The organism is Veillonella parvula (genome assembly GCF_040097785.1).
Taxonomy (GTDB): Bacteria; Bacillota; Negativicutes; order Veillonellales; family Veillonellaceae; genus Veillonella; species Veillonella parvula_D.
The window spans coordinates 598,650-615,386 of sequence record NZ_JBBNNS010000001.1 but is presented as its reverse complement, the minus strand read 5'-3'; the positions used below and the strand labels follow the sequence as shown (position 1 = coordinate 615,386).

The 16,737-nt window shown below is 33.3% G+C and carries 12 protein-coding genes; 11 read left to right on the top strand and 1 reads right to left on the bottom strand.

Going from position 1 to position 16,737, the window contains the following annotated elements; genetic code table 11:
* The first annotated feature begins 415 nt into the window (after window positions 1-415).
* The 9 genes from AAA071_RS02905 to AAA071_RS02865 all read left to right on the top strand — a co-directional run bounded on the left by AAA071_RS02905 (window position 416) and on the right by AAA071_RS02865 (window position 12,194).
* A complete protein-coding gene (locus tag AAA071_RS02905) occupies window positions 416-1,747 on the top strand; it encodes a hypothetical protein (RefSeq protein WP_278466431.1) in 1,332 nt (443 codons plus the stop codon).
* Window positions 1,748-1,923: 176 nt separating this feature from the next.
* Window positions 1,924-2,493 carry a restriction endonuclease subunit S gene (locus AAA071_RS02900; RefSeq protein ID WP_278466432.1) on the top strand — a complete coding sequence of 190 codons (570 nt, stop codon included), beginning with the start codon at window positions 1,924-1,926 and terminating at the stop codon, window positions 2,491-2,493.
* A 1-nt stretch (window position 2,494) separates the two neighbouring features.
* On the top strand, window positions 2,495-5,722 hold the full coding sequence (locus AAA071_RS02895; RefSeq protein ID WP_316581579.1) for a type I restriction endonuclease subunit R: 3,228 nt from the start codon (window positions 2,495-2,497) through the stop codon (window positions 5,720-5,722).
* Between the two features lie 29 nt (window positions 5,723-5,751).
* On the top strand, window positions 5,752-6,906 hold the full coding sequence (locus AAA071_RS02890; RefSeq protein WP_287540579.1) for a restriction endonuclease subunit S: 1,155 nt from the start codon (window positions 5,752-5,754) through the stop codon (window positions 6,904-6,906).
* Window positions 6,907-6,922: 16 nt separating this feature from the next.
* A complete protein-coding gene (locus AAA071_RS02885) occupies window positions 6,923-8,524 on the top strand; it encodes a type I restriction-modification system subunit M (RefSeq protein ID WP_215675514.1) in 1,602 nt (533 codons plus the stop codon).
* Window positions 8,525-8,568: 44 nt separating this feature from the next.
* Entirely contained in the window at window positions 8,569-9,093 is a 525-nt protein-coding gene (locus tag AAA071_RS02880; RefSeq protein WP_349234019.1) for a restriction endonuclease subunit S, read from the top strand.
* 16 nt (window positions 9,094-9,109) lie between these two features.
* The gene (locus tag AAA071_RS02875; protein WP_215675514.1) at window positions 9,110-10,711 is read left to right on the top strand and encodes a type I restriction-modification system subunit M; all 1,602 of its coding nucleotides are present in this window, start codon (window positions 9,110-9,112) and stop codon (window positions 10,709-10,711) included.
* A gap of 44 nt (window positions 10,712-10,755) precedes the next feature.
* The gene (locus AAA071_RS02870) at window positions 10,756-11,274 is read left to right on the top strand and encodes a restriction endonuclease subunit S (RefSeq protein WP_349234018.1); all 519 of its coding nucleotides are present in this window, start codon (window positions 10,756-10,758) and stop codon (window positions 11,272-11,274) included.
* Window positions 11,235-12,194: a site-specific integrase gene (locus tag AAA071_RS02865; protein WP_232055007.1), complete on the top strand. Its 960-nt coding sequence runs from the start codon at window positions 11,235-11,237 to the stop codon at window positions 12,192-12,194. Before AAA071_RS02870 ends, AAA071_RS02865 begins: the two co-directional genes overlap by 40 nt.
* Before the next feature lie 23 nt (window positions 12,195-12,217).
* Here AAA071_RS02865 and AAA071_RS02860 read toward each other — a convergent pair whose 3' ends face one another.
* The gene (locus tag AAA071_RS02860; RefSeq protein ID WP_349234045.1) at window positions 12,218-12,733 is read right to left on the bottom strand and encodes a restriction endonuclease subunit S; all 516 of its coding nucleotides are present in this window, start codon (window positions 12,731-12,733) and stop codon (window positions 12,218-12,220) included.
* Between the two features lie 15 nt (window positions 12,734-12,748).
* Here AAA071_RS02860 and AAA071_RS02855 point away from each other — a divergent pair, with 15 nt between their 5' ends.
* Window positions 12,749-13,204, top strand: a complete 456-nt coding sequence (locus AAA071_RS02855; protein WP_215675519.1) for a hypothetical protein — start codon at window positions 12,749-12,751, stop codon at window positions 13,202-13,204.
* Window positions 13,205-13,363: 159 nt separating this feature from the next.
* Window positions 13,364-16,702 carry an AAA domain-containing protein gene (locus AAA071_RS02850; protein WP_302131561.1) on the top strand — a complete coding sequence of 1,113 codons (3,339 nt, stop codon included), beginning with the start codon at window positions 13,364-13,366 and terminating at the stop codon, window positions 16,700-16,702.
* Window positions 16,703-16,737 lie beyond the last annotated feature (35 nt).

Below are 16,737 nucleotides of genomic sequence, written 5' to 3'. Positions count from 1 at the left end.
TACTATAGGCTTTTAGTGTACTTATCATATTATCTTCTATATCCGCCGCATCCTCTTGTATTAGAGTTTGGACCGCAATAACTTTGGCTAGTATTGTTACAAACTGTATTGTTATTATTACAGTTGTATTGAGCGTTTGTATTACAATTGTATTGAGTATCTGCATTACATTTATACTGAGCATTGGTATTGCAATTTGCTTGTGATCCATTGCATACATAATCATAAGCAAATCCCGTAGATACAGCAGCAGTCACGGCTAAAAAGGTCATGACGAGCATACGTTTTGTAAATCTCATATGTATCATCTCCTTAATTCTATACTTATATTGTACTACTAAATGTCAACTAAAATATGATATTCTATACATATATACTATTTGAGAGACATTATGTGAAAGGATGAGAGTCTATTATGAAACGTATATTGATGGCTGCATTATGTTTAAGCTGTGTTACGTTAGGAAGTCATGCGATTGATATTAATATACCAGGTGCGGATCCTACAATATCAAAGGAGGCATATCAAAATTATCGCAAGACTGATTTAGATGTACATAAGATGGAACATGAGGTTGAAGCAGAGATAAAAGATTATATGCCCAAAGCTGTGGTAGGTAATGGTGACATAGATTTAGATAAGGTAATTTATTCAAATCGTGAGTTAAACCATTCGTTAAATTTTTCTTCAACAGTATTTATTTTAAAGGAGGATGGGGCAAATATAAAATTTACTATGCCATATCCAAGTAGGTATGGTAATACTGAAAAAATTTCAGATGGCACCTCTGCTTTCAAACAGGCAATGATTATGAGTCCTAATGGGATTATGGCCTATGAATTACGACATCAACCAGCTGGAAATAATTGGGAAGATAGTAAGATTCCATATAACAAGTTGACTATTGATGATATGAAAGCTATTGCAGAGAAAACAGCTGGAGTGTATAAAGCGCCTAATCCTTCATTATATGCTGATAAATTTATGTATCCTACTATAGAAAAAGCTACATGGGATGTAACATATGCTAAGGGGACGCCGATGGTAGGGAGTATCAATTTTACAATGAAGGATACACCTACAATTTCCTATCATATCGGTTACAATTTGACACCTAAAAAACAGTTCAATTCATTGGAGAAACAAGGTGTAGATAAGACTAAAGAGATTATAATGTCACCTTTGGTAAACTATGTTCTACCATCTATTGAGCCAGCTAAGGATATCCTTTCTAAAAGTAAGACATTAAAAATTAATGATTTTACATTTTTAACACTAAAAACAAGTAAAATGGTACGGGTAGATAAAAGCGATTCGTATATGTACATACATGATAGCGATCATTATAAAGAGGGGATTATGGTGATGCCAATAGCAGATACTGATATGCAGCATCTAGAGAATATATTCCCAAAAGTTGTACGAAGTATCATTATGTCTGATAAATATTCAATGCGACAACCAATTCAATTTGCTACCGTATGGAATGATGCTATGCCATCTGTATACTTGCAAATTAAGCGCCCTAAAACAACTTTGTATATGTTAGTATCTCATGACAAACAATTTGTATATACGCACTTTATTATATCTAATAATAGTAATCTATTGGTAAAAGACTATCGTGATATTGTGCAATATGTGGATACTAATAACAATAAGGACTACTATAATACATTCCAAAGTGGACTAGGGGCTAAGATGCCAAAAGAAATGGTTACTTATGATATTAAGAATATAAAATAGTTTAGTTAATTATTTAGAATTAAAGAAAACCGTTCTGCATTTTTAAAAATTACAAATTTATTATTGCCTTTGTATGGATTACACTGTATACTTAAGTTAAAAGTTATACAGTGTAATTTTTTTACATGCAAAAATAAATATAAAATGAAAACTATTTTTGAGGAAGAGGTGACATAGTGTATATTAAAGATATATTTCATAGTAATACAGGGGTATCACAATATCGATTAGAGGAAAGCACTAGTGAAGATGCAGTGCTATATACCTTGTATGGACAGAACGAATTATATGAAGATTTAACTGGTGTACCTGGATCTATGAGTGATAGAAAACAAATTCGTACAGAATATAAAGGCTCTACTCTTAAAGCAGGAGATTTAATATTTAGTACAATATCTGGCATTGCTACCCTCGTTACCAGTGATCATGAAGGTTATCTTTTTACTCAAAACTATGTTCGGATGGAGCCGTTAAATACGCCTATTGATAAAAAGTTTATGGCTTATTTGATTAATGAGAATTCTAAAATTAAAAGGCAGTTCAAACAAAATTTACAAGGTAGTCAAGTTGTACGTTATAGTCTTAGCTTATTAAAAGAAATCCAGTTACCAAAATTACCATCTATTGAAACACAACGTATTATGGGGGATATTTATTTTAAACAATTACGACTAAGAGCATTAAAACAGCGTGTGGCAGATAATACATATCGAAAAGCAATTAATATGTTACAGGGAGTAAACTAATATGACAGAGCTAGAATTTGAAAATAAATTAATTGAGCAATTATCAACTGGGATTGTTACTAATGCAGCTAAGTCTAATCAAATAGGCGATACAATAGATGCTTATGGAAATATGAAGGTTTATAAAAGTAAACTCTGGAAGTATGAGCCAACCATAAAAACAACAGAGGCTCTTTGGGAGAATTTCCGTAAGATTTTATATCAATTGAATCAAAATCAATTGACACAACCATTAAGTGATACGGAATTTAAACAAGTTCAAAAGGTAATTAATGAACTATACACTCCATATCAAGCAGGACAGTTTCTATATGGTATTAATGGTGTATCCCAAGTAGAGGTCGATCTAGATGATGGTCGCCATGTATTTTTAACAGTATTTGATCAAAAGCAAATTGGGGCAGGTAATACTGTTTATCAAGTGGTTAGCCAAGTTAAGAGAGAACCACAAATTGCAGGTCGCCCAGAACGTCGTTTTGATACAACACTACTCATTAATGGCTTGCCAATTATTCAAATTGAAGAAAAATCTGTAAAACATTCTGTAGATGAAGCATTAAATCAAATGCATCAATATATTCAGGAAAAACAGTACAGTGATATTTTCTCAACCGTTCAAATTCTAGTCGCAATGACTCCTAATCGAATTAAATATATGGCGAATACTACGGCCGATTTGTTTAATAAAGATTTTGCTTTTGAATGGCAAAATCCTAATGATAACAAGGTTGTTCGCAATTGGACTACATTTGCAGATATGTTCCTTAGCATACCTATGGCACATCAAATGTCTACATTGTTTACTATTCTTGATGGGACTAAGAATAAACAGATGCTTAAGGTTATGCGTCCTTACCAAGTATATGCAACAAAAGCAGTTTTAAATGAATTAAAACGCGCTGATTTTGATTTGCCAATTAATAAATTAGGCTATGTTTGGCATACTACAGGATCTGGTAAAACGATTACTAGTTTTAAAACTGCATGGTTGGCGAGTCGCATGCCAAATGTAGACAAGGTTGTATTCGTAGTTGACCGTATAGCGTTAACGAAACAAACTGAAGCAAACTATAAGGCATATGACCCTGAAGGTTCTATTGATATTGATGGTAAACAATTTGATACCATTGGTGGAACAGAAAATACTTCGGCATTAAAGAAGAAATTAAATGAAAAAGGGTATGGCATCATTGTGACATCTGTACAAAAATTAAATACCCTCATTAATCGTAAAGACTTTGTAGTACCGAAGAAAAACTTTGTATTTATTGTCGATGAGGCACATAGGTCTACCGGTGGTGAAAGCTTTGAAGATTTACAAAAGGTATTCAAAGGTGCTGCTTGGGTTGGCTATACAGGAACCCCTATGTTTGATAAGGTGGTCGGTAGAAAAGGTACTAAAACACATGAAGTTTTTGGTAAGTTGTTGCATGCGTATACTATTCGGGAAGCCATTGCAGATAAAAATGTATTAGGTTTTAAAGTGGATTTCGAAACGACTATTGCGGAAGACAAAATGAAACTTGAATACCTACCAAAGTTCTATAAAGATAAATATCCTGATTGGAATGAGTTAGATATTGAACGAAAGATTGCTAACCTTACTGATAATGATATGGATGATATGATAGAACCAAGCTTCTATGATAATAATGAAGAGCACGTAAAATTGGTTGTAGAAGATATCTTTAAAAATTGGAGAAACCGGTCTAATGATGGTGCTTATAACGCAATGCTTACTACACATATAGGTGGCAATAGACCTAGTACACCAATGGCCTTATTGTACTTTGAAGAATTTGATCGAGTGAACCAAGAACGTAAGGCGCAAGAGTTACCTACGTTAAAAGTTGGTATTACTTTCAGTATGAGTACTAATAATAGTGATAACCAATTAACTACAAATGATGGTCTATTACGTGCAATGAAACACTATAATAAGATGTTTGGTACTAGTTTTGGACTTGATGATGTATCTGGATACACTCAGGATTTAACCACACGTTTGAACCGTACAGCACAAGATGGGCAATATTTAGACATTGTTATTGTTGTGGATCAACTCTTGACTGGTTTTGATGCACCGCAGCTAAATACACTTTACGTAGACCGTACATTGAAGGATGCAATGCTAATCCAGGCTTATTCTAGAACAAATCGTATTGCCGATAATCAAGGTAAGCCGTGGGGCCGTATAGTCAATTACAGATGGCCAGCTAAGAACGAAGAGTTTATGAATAGAGCCTTAAGTATTTATGCTAATAAGCATTCCGCTGATGTACAAGAAACATTAGTTGATACAAGGGCTTTAGTTGATACTGGTGTTTTGGCAAAACCTTTCAAAGAACAATTTGAAGAGGTAAAACAAGTGGTAGACCGCCTTGCAGATATGACGGATAATTTTACAGAAGTTCCTGCTAGCGAAGCTAAGCAAGAGGAAATGTTTAATCTTATGCGTACATATAGCGTGGGAATGTCAAAGCTAAAACAATATGATCCGGATGTTGTTAATGGAGAAGACATCGGTTTTGACTATGATAATCCAGATGAACTTGTCACCTTGCTAGGAATGACACCTGAACAAGAAGAAATGTTAACGACATCTCTGTATAATGATTTGAAAGAGCGTATTGCTGAAAATCATGATGTACCGGTTGCTCAAATTGAACTACGCATGATACATGTAAAACAAATTAGTGTTAACTATGACTATCTCACTGAATTGATAGAAGCATTAATGAATGCTGTTCATGAAAAACGTATGGATGCAGCTGCAGATTATCGTGAAAAAATTAATGACTTTGCAATGGCTTTAGATGATCGCCAATATGCAAAAAAAATTAATAATGCGGCTGATGCAATTTATAAAGGTACGTATCCTCCAGAAGGAAAGACTATTCAATATCCTGTAAAGTTAACTAGTTTGGAAGTCATTGAAGATGTAAATACTATGATTATGAAAGATGATATTTTTGATTTCCGCTTAAAATGGGGAATCATTGATGTTATCAGTAATGACGAAATATTAGATCTATTTTCTCGACATACGGCTGGCAAACAGGATTTGGATAGTACTGGTAGAATTAGTAAATTAAAAAAAGATGCACGTGCGGAATACCAAGCAAAAGCACAAGATACGGATATTGTAAGTCTTAATAAAATCAAATATGGTAATGAACTTGTGGCAGCTTTATATAAATTTGCAGATTCTTATGTTAATGAAAGGTAGTGTTGTTGTGATAAAGGGAAAGCGAGGTTATGATGAGTAAAGAAAAACGGAGAGTACCTAAATTGCGATTTCCGGGATTTACGGAAGATTGGGAACAGCGTAAGTTATCAGATATTTTAAAAGTTAATTCCGGTAAAGACTATAAACATCTAGAACAAGGCGATATACCTGTATATGGTACTGGTGGCTATATGTTAAGTGTGAATGAGTCTTTATCTAATATAGATGCTATAGGAATTGGTAGAAAAGGAACGATTGATAAGCCGCAATATCTCAAAGCACCTTTTTGGACAGTAGACACTTTATTTTATCTTACCGCATTAGATAAGCATTCAATTTTATTCTTATACTATTTAATGCAATTGATGCCTTGGAAAAAGTTTGATGAATCAACAGGGGTTCCTAGTTTATCTAAAACTACTATTGATAATATTAATGGTTATGTACCATCAAATCCCAAAGAGGAAGAATTAATTAGTACACTATTTAATCAGCTTGATAAATCTATTACCCTTCATCAGCGTAAGTTAAATAATCTTAAATTAAAGAAAAAAGCGTTGCTTCAGAAACTTTTTCCGAAAAATGGAAAACGATATCCTGAACTTCGTTTTCCAGGATTTACTGATGCTTGGGAACAGCGTAAGTTATCAGATATTTTAGTTGAACGTAATGAGCAACAAGTTGAAACAAATGAATATCCATTAATGTCGTTTGTTCAAGGGCATGGTGTAATACCAAAAGGTGAAAGATATGATAGAAGCTTTTTAGTATTAGATCAATCGAAAAAATATAAAAGAACTGAGCTGGGAGATTTTATATATAGCTCTAATAATTTAGAAACAGGCTCTATAGGAATAAATAAAACGGGTAAAGCTGTAATATCACCTGTATATAGTATTTTTTACGGTGTATCTATTGGTGATAGTCAATTTATTGGGATAATGTCATTATTACCAAGATTTATTGCTAAGATGATTCGATTTAGGCAAGGTGTTGTTTATGGTCAATGGAGAATTCATGAAAAAGATTTTCTTGATATTTCTATATTAATACCATCAGAAGCTGAACGTACTAAGATTACAAAATTAATTCTAAGTATTGAAGAACTTATTACCCTTCATCAGCGTAAGTTAGATCACTTACAATTACAGAAAAAAGCATTACTTCAACAGATGTTTGTATAAATAAAGGAGATTTTGTATGGCAGAATCAAAAGCACAGAATATTTCAAGCCAATTATGGGCTATTGCCAATGATTTGCGTGGCACAATGGATGCAAGCTCTTTCAAAGATTACATTCTTCCATTTTTGTTCTATAAATATCTTTCGATTCATCAAGAAGAGTACTTAGTTAATAATGACTTGGTTGATGTTTCAGATGGAAAATCTGTTAATGAGGCATATAAGGAACTTGTCGAAGAGGCAGGCTTAGAGGCTTGTTTAATTGATATTGCAGGTACGTTAGGATATGTTATTAATCCTGAGGATACATGGGCTTCTTTGACTGAAAGTATTCATAATGGCTCAGTTATTCCTAGTGATTATCAACGATTATTTGAAAATTTTAATAAGAATGCTGAAATTAATAAAGAGGCTGCAGCAGATTTTAGAGGTATTTTTAACTACATTAATCTTGGTGACTCTGGACTTGGATCAACAACAGCCGGAAGAACGAAGACTTTAAATGCGGTTGTTACTAAAATTGATGAAATCGAGTATAAAGATGAAAATGGTAAAGATATACTTGGTGAGATCTATGAGTATTTGATTGGTAAGTTTGCAGCTAATGCTGGTAAAAAAGGTGGGGAGTTCTATACACCACATGAAGTTAGTCAAATCTTGGCTAAAATTGTTACTGGCAATATAAAATCTCAATCTGATACTTTCACAGTCTATGACCCTACAATGGGTTCTGGTTCACTACTATTGACGGTTCGTAATGAATTGCCTGATGGATCTCGTCAAGGTGCAGTTAGCTTTTACGGGCAAGAACTAAATACAGTTACCTATAACTTGGCACGTATGAATTTAATGATGCATGATGTTACGTATAATAATATGACACTGAATAATGCTGATACTCTTGAAAGTGATTGGCCAGATGGTCCTGACCGTGATGGGATTGATAGACCACGTTCCTTTGATGCGGTTGTTGCGAATCCTCCATATTCTGCGAAATGGGATAATAGTGAAAGTAAACTTAAAGATCCACGCTTTAGTGAATATGGTAAATTAGCACCAGCCTCTAAAGCAGATTATGCTTTCATATTACATAGCTTATATCACCTAAACAATGAAGGTACAATGGCAATCGTTTTACCTCATGGTGTTCTATTCCGTGGCGCAGCAGAAGGTAAGATTCGCCAAACTATTATAGAAAAGAATTACCTTGATGCGGTGATTGGTTTGCCTGCGAACTTGTTCTATGGCACAAGTATCCCTACAACAATTCTTGTGTTTAAGAAAAACCGTACGACACGCGATGTACTATTTATTGATGCTAGCAATGAGTTCGAAAAGGGTAAAAATCAAAATAATTTAAGTGATAAAAATATTACTAAAATTATTGAAACATACCGAAATAGACAAGACGTTGATAAATATGCACATGTTGCGTCTATCGAAGAAATTAAAGAAAATGACTATAATCTAAATATTCCTCGATATGTAGACACATTTGAGGAAGAAGAAGAACTTAATCTTGATGAAATCAATCGTATGATTGAACAAGATAACCGAGAAATTGCACAACTTGAAAAAGAAATAGCCGAACAATTAGCCCTATTAGGTGTCAAAATGTAAGGAAAAGAGGTAGAAAAGACCAAATAGGACTTTTCTACCTCTTTTTGTATTCTTGGGAACAGCGTAAGTTGTCAGAGGTAACTACTTGTTTTGATAATTTAAGAGTACCAGTCACGGCATCAGATAGGGTACCTGGTAAAATACCGTATTACGGAGCAAATGGTATACAAGATTATGTATCAGGACATACGCATTCTGGAGAATTTGTCTTGATTGCAGAAGATGGTGCTAATGATTTAAATGACTATCCTATTCAATATGTAAATGGAGCGATTTGGGTAAATAACCATGCACATGTGATAGCAGGTTATAAGGAAAAACTAGAAAATAAATTTTTATCTTATTCATTAAAAACTGTAAAAATGACTACCTTTATTGTTGGTGGTGGAAGATCAAAACTTAATTTGAAAGCATTGTTAGAAATACCTATATCAATGCCTAATTATGATGAACAGTGCGTTATAGGGAAATTTATAGAAACGATAGATATAAATATTACCCTTCATCAGCGTAAGTTAGATCACTTACAATTACAGAAAAAAGCATTACTTCAACAGATGTTTGTATAAATAAAGGAGATTTTGTATGGCAGAATCAAAAGCACAGAATATTTCAAGCCAATTATGGGCTATTGCCAATGATTTGCGTGGCACAATGGATGCAAGCTCTTTCAAAGATTACATTCTTCCATTTTTGTTCTATAAATATCTTTCGATTCATCAAGAAGAGTACTTAGTTAATAATGACTTGGTTGATGTTTCAGATGGAAAATCTGTTAATGAGGCATATAAGGAACTTGTCGAAGAGGCAGGCTTAGAGGCTTGTTTAATTGATATTGCAGGTACGTTAGGATATGTTATTAATCCTGAGGATACATGGGCTTCTTTGACTGAAAGTATTCATAATGGCTCAGTTATTCCTAGTGATTATCAACGATTATTTGAAAATTTTAATAAGAATGCTGAAATTAATAAAGAGGCTGCAGCAGATTTTAGAGGTATTTTTAACTACATTAATCTTGGTGACTCTGGACTTGGATCAACAACAGCCGGAAGAACGAAGACTTTAAATGCGGTTGTTACTAAAATTGATGAAATCGAGTATAAAGATGAAAATGGTAAAGATATACTTGGTGAGATCTATGAGTATTTGATTGGTAAGTTTGCAGCTAATGCTGGTAAAAAAGGTGGGGAGTTCTATACACCACATGAAGTTAGTCAAATCTTGGCTAAAATTGTTACTGGCAATATAAAATCTCAATCTGATACTTTCACAGTCTATGACCCTACAATGGGTTCTGGTTCACTACTATTGACGGTTCGTAATGAATTGCCTGATGGATCTCGTCAAGGTGCAGTTAGCTTTTACGGGCAAGAACTAAATACAGTTACCTATAACTTGGCACGTATGAATTTAATGATGCATGATGTTACGTATAATAATATGACACTGAATAATGCTGATACTCTTGAAAGTGATTGGCCAGATGGTCCTGACCGTGATGGGATTGATAGACCACGTTCCTTTGATGCGGTTGTTGCGAATCCTCCATATTCTGCGAAATGGGATAATAGTGAAAGTAAACTTAAAGATCCACGCTTTAGTGAATATGGTAAATTAGCACCAGCCTCTAAAGCAGATTATGCTTTCATATTACATAGCTTATATCACCTAAACAATGAAGGTACAATGGCAATCGTTTTACCTCATGGTGTTCTATTCCGTGGCGCAGCAGAAGGTAAGATTCGCCAAACTATTATAGAAAAGAATTACCTTGATGCGGTGATTGGTTTGCCTGCGAACTTGTTCTATGGCACAAGTATCCCTACAACAATTCTTGTGTTTAAGAAAAACCGTACGACACGCGATGTACTATTTATTGATGCTAGCAATGAGTTCGAAAAGGGTAAAAATCAAAATAATTTAAGTGATAAAAATATTACTAAAATTATTGAAACATACCGAAATAGACAAGACGTTGATAAATATGCACATGTTGCGTCTATCGAAGAAATTAAAGAAAATGACTATAATCTAAATATTCCTCGATATGTAGACACATTTGAGGAAGAAGAAGAACTTAATCTTGATGAAATCAATCGTATGATTGAACAAGATAACCGAGAAATTGCACAACTTGAAAAAGAAATAGCCGAACAATTAGCCCTATTAGGTGTCAAAATGTAAGGAAAAGAGGTAGAAAAGACCAAATAGGACTTTTCTACCTCTTTTTGTATTCTTGGGAACAGCGTAAGTTGTCAGAGGTAACTACTTGTTTTGATAATTTAAGAGTACCAGTCACGGCATCAGATAGGGTACCTGGTAAAATACCGTATTACGGAGCAAATGGTATACAAGATTATGTATCAGGACATACGCATTCTGGAGAATTTGTCTTGATTGCAGAAGATGGTGCTAATGATTTAAATGACTATCCTATTCAATATGTAAATGGAGCGATTTGGGTAAATAACCATGCACATGTGATAGCAGGTTATAAGGAAAAACTAGAAAATAAATTTTTATCTTATTCATTAAAAACTGTAAAAATGACTACCTTTATTGTTGGTGGTGGAAGATCAAAACTTAATTTGAAAGCATTGTTAGAAATACCTATATCAATGCCTAATTATGATGAACAGTGCGTTATAGGGAAATTTATAGAAACGATAGATATAAATATTACCCTTCATCAGCAAGAGCCATTTCTATGTGGGAACAGCGTAAATGGTGGGGTAGAATTATGTTGACAATAGAGGAAAAATCCGAACTATTTTATATTTATTACGAAAAATGGATACGAATTTATAAAGAAGGGGCTATTCGTAATGTAACAATGCGAAAATATGAGATAACTCTATTATGGTTAAAAAAATTAGTTCCTGAACTTAAGCTTTCACAATTAAACAGAATATCGTATCAACAATTATTAAATGATTATGCAGAGTTTCATGAACGACAAACAACAATGGACTTTCATCATCAAATTAAAGCGGCTATATTGGATGCAGTAGATGAAGGATTTATTGATAGGGATCCGACGCGGAAGGCCATTATAAAAGGTCGATCACCAAGAATAAAGAAGATTAAATATCTAAATCAGTTTGAATTACATACCTTGTTAGTTAATTTGAAATTGACATCCGAGATTAACTGGGATTGGTTGATATTGATAATAGCTAAAACTGGGATGCGATTTTCAGAAGCTTTAGCATTAACGCCAAAGGATTTTGATTTTTCACATCAATCATTGATTGTGGATAAAACGTGGGATTATAAAGGGAATGGTGGATTTCTGCCAACAAAGAATCGCTCATCAGTTAGAAAAATACAGCTTGATTGGCAAACAATCATAAAGTTCTCAGAATTAATTAAAGGCTTACCTGAAGATAAGCCGATATTTGTGAAAGGTCGTGTATTTAATTCCACAATTAATGGTGTATTAGAAAGATATTGTAAAAAGTTAGGAATACCAGTTATATCAATCCATGGGTTACGACATACGCATGCTTCACTATTACTTTTTGCAGGAGTATCGATTGCAAGTGTCGCAAGAAGACTTGGGCATGCGAGTATGACAACAACACAAAAAACATATATACATATTATTCAAGAAATGGAAAATAGAGATATTGATCTAGTGATGCGGTCTATGGCTGGATTAGCATGAGAATTATTATATAGAAATGGCTTTTACTGATGAAGGGTAATAATACTATCTGTCTGCGACAAAAGACTAGCAATTAAGTTCTGCTCTTTTATTGAATTAGGTATGGCTATACTTTGTTCGATTAAATCAGTTTTACTAATCCCTTTTATTGATGTTCCTTGAAGAACTTTGGCATTTTCTTGCATTAATCGAAATAATTGATATGCAATAAATTTGATATCATTCCCATCAAAATCACTCAAAGATAAAAAATCTTGACTAGTAGTAAAATCTTGATTTATTACTGCAACTTTACCAACTCCAACTCTCGTAACTAAAGCAATTGAATCACGAGAAATTAATTTTGCAGCTGAATTTTTTAATGCATTATTGTCAATAAATTTTTTTATATTAACATGTACAACATCACCTTCAACTAAATCAGATGATTGTATCCAAGGTATATCACCACTCCAATATTCAAGATTAGTCGTTTTAGGAGTCCCTCCACCAGTTTTTATTTTTGCAATATTATCTAACTTACGCTGTTCCCAAGTAATTTTAAGGAGATAAATATGCAGAATTTTGATAATTATGAAAAATATGAAAAAATGAGTGAAACTGAGTTTCGATTAAAGGTAAGTGAATTAGAGGTAAAACTGTCTGAAATTGGATTATCTTTAATTAAAGAATATGCTAGTGGCGGCTTAAAGGCACTACTTTTATTAAATGGTGCAGCTGGTATAGCTATCTTAGCTTTTTTAGGAAATATTTTGGGAACTGAATTTGATCGTTGGATTAGAGGGATTGCATGGGGATTAGTTTTCTTTTCGATAGGTGCCTTTTTTTCAACTATTTCTTGGTTATTTGCCTATATATCACAAACATACTATAACGAAGCTAATGGTAATGATAAAATGATTAAGAATGGTACTATCTGGCGTAATACTACAATTATAACTGTTGTTGTTAGTGGAATTGCTTTTCTTATTGGTGGATTTTTGATATTTTATGTTATAACTAGTTATTAAATTATGAAATAAATGAGAAATATAAGAAGTTCTTATTGGGGTAATATCTTTAAGAAATAGGCTGACTTTACGGTTGGACTGTTTTTATTTGATTTTCATGAAATCTCTTTCTTCTACCTGTATAATATTTTCATTAGTCTAATGAGAGGGTAGGTATAGATGAAAGATATTGCAAAGCAAATTATAAAGTATTGGTATTCACTTGAATGTTTGCAACCGAAAGAGGTTCCTAAGTATAAAGCAATTCCTAAGAAGTATGTTAATGAGCTTGTATTTACTACTGAGAATGATACAACTACTATTTATCAACAGTCTGTAATAAAACCTTATTGGAAAAGAACAAATTCGCGTGTTTCTACGTATGTAGTCCCGTTACCAAATGATCCTTATAATTACTCTATTACTGATGAGATTAAATATTTTAAGGATGAAAAGGAATATGTTTTAGATGATGAACATGCTGTTCTGTTATGTGTAGTTAAAGGGACTGAAATATTAGAGGCTTTCATTGATAAATTAGAAATTGAATATCCTGAAAAACCATATTTAGGGAATGTGTATAGTGCATCATTTATCGTTGATGCAGATGGATACTATAAAGAGGGCAGTCTACAAATTGCTCCTTTTATTTGGGTGATTTATCAAATGATGTTTCAGCCTGATGTGGAGTTTAAAGATATTAAGTTAGATGGATGGGATGAGGTTGTTAAAGAAATTGAGGATGGTTTTAATCTTCCTGAGGAAAAGGTATCCCTTGATAAGGCTGCACGTGTGATCAATGCGTATATACAAGAGCATATCTTGGATCCTATGGGCGTTACCATGTTTCGTGCCGGTGATATTTATGGTTATTGTGGTTTTAAGGAAGAGGAAATTCAGCTTGTTAAAGCTGATACAATGCCTATTAATGATTTAAAATCTAGTTTTTTCCTTGATGATTTACAGTTGGTCTTACGGCACATTGATACATTAAAGGATGATGATAAGGTATTATCTTATATTAATAGTCTTAATCAGGATATTGAGCATTATGATTTGTTGAAAGATACTAAGCAGATGCGTAAATGGTATAATCCGAAGGTATTACCATATGGTAGATGGCCTTCAAAGTTTAACTTATCCTTTATGCAGCAAATTGCTGTTAATATTGCTAAGGAGAATCCTAAAGACGTCTTTTCTGTTAATGGGCCTCCTGGTACAGGAAAAACTACGTTATTGAAGGATATCATTGCTAGTAATATTGTTGAACGTGCTGCTAAGTTTTGTGAAAGTAATCATGTAAATGATATCTTCAAAAAGGTTGTGGGCCGAGATGGGATCTCTTTTTACTATGATATACCTAGTGATATTGCATTATATGGCATGCTGGTGCTTTCATCAAATAATAAGGCCGTTGAAAATATTACATTAGAATTGCCAAATATTTCCTCTGTGGAAGAGGGGACTAATGGGTCTACATTATTTCATCCAGATTCCTCTAATCAACAGGTTGATTTATCTTATTTTGCTAAGGATAAGAAGTATCAATTTGTTAAATCTAATGAGGTATATTTTACCTTTTTAGCAGATCGTTTAGCAGAGAGTAATGAACAATGGGGCTTAATTTCTGCGAGACTTGGTAAGAAGTCTAATATAAACACATTTATGCCAGTATTAGATGTATTATCCTCAGATATGTCCTCTATTATGCGTATGCCTAGTGCTCAAGATGCTTTTGAAAGTGCCAAGAAACAGTTTCAGGCTCAACATAATCTTGTAAAAGCATTATTTACTTATGTAACAGTCTATGAAGAGAATATTCATTTGATTCAAGAATTAAAGGGTAAAATCGATAAATTAAAAGAGGAAGTTCTTGTAATCAATGAACAATTAAGTAAGTATGATGATTTAGATGATAATTTGTTGAAGTTGATAGAGCGTAAAAATAGTATTGAGTCTAAATTAATAGAGTTGAACAGCAAACGTTCTATTATTGATAAGATTTGGAGTGCTACTAACTGGTCTATTTTAGAAGCCATGAGTAATGCTGCATTGTTATCAGTTATTGAAGACGAGACTACAAAGCTTCAAAATGTTAAAGGTGAATTAGATGCATTACACCAGTTGGTTAATGAGCGTGAATCTATAATCAATACGAAATATGGTTTATTAGCTGATATTAAAGAGTTTGATAATACTCTTCAAAAAATAGAAGAAACACAGCAAGATATTTTAGGTACATTAAAAATTAGTACTAAAGCTTCTATACATTGCTTTGATGATATAGTATCAAATTTAATGTCACCTGATGAGGACCGAGCAGAGGCCCATACAGCGTTCTTATATATGTGCAACTACTTAAATGAATGTAGAGAGCATTTGTTATATGATGCTTTACAATTGCAAAAGGCTGTTGTTATGAGTAATGCTTTCAGAAAAAATATGCAATTACTTAGTCAGTATTGGGGCTCATTAAATGATAGGAAAAATTTACAGAAAAATTTTGACCTTGATGCCATATTCCCTGCATTAATTAATTCCTTGATGGTTGCAGTACCAGTTATTTCTTCCACCTTTGCTGCTGTGGAGAGATTTTTGATTAATTGTAAATCTGAAAGTTCGTTAGGTACAATTATTATCGATGAAGCAGGACAAGCGTCACCTCATATGCTTGTAGGGGCATTATTCCGTGCGCAAAAGGCAATAGTAGTTGGTGATCCTAAACAGATTGAACCGGTACAAACTGTACAGGATTTGTTTGTCGAAAAAATTGGTGGCGAAGGTATTGGTAAATATCGGACTAAAGAGTTATCTGTACAAAGTTTAGCTGATGCACAAAATTCATTTGCAGGCATTATCAAAAATCTTGATGGTTCTGAATCTTGGGTTGGTTGTCCACTCGTTATTCATAGACGCTGTAAGGATCCTATGTTTACAGTAGCTAATGATTTATCCTATGGTGGCTTTATGATTAATAAGACTCTGGATACTAAAGAGACTATTGATCTATGCAAAGAGAGCTGTTGGATAACATATGATGCAAGTAATATTGAATCTACTACTGGTAAAGATAGATATATACAAGTACAAGGTCAAATTGCTTTTGAATTGATTCAAAAGTTACGAGCAAGAAATACCAAATTTAAAGATATTTTTATCATTACACCATTTACCAGTGTGGCATATGGTTTTAAAAAGTATATGGAATCCCTTAGTAATGATATTGTGAATTGGACTAAAGAGGATAATAAGAAAGACTGGTTAGATGATAATATCGGTACGGTTCATACCTTCCAAGGTAAAGAAGCTAAAGTCGTTATTTATATGTTAGGCTGTCAAAGCGATGGCGCTGCTAATGGAGCTATTAAATGGGTTAACGCCAATAATGTAAATGTAGCCTTTACTAGAGCAAAAGAATATATCTATGTTATTGGTGATGCTACTAAATGGGCAGAACTTAATAAAAACCTTGCCTTCGCACAAAGATACTTACCTATTTATACCTTAGAGGATTTATAAGCGAGTAAATTGTGATCTTACTAACAAAATAAGGA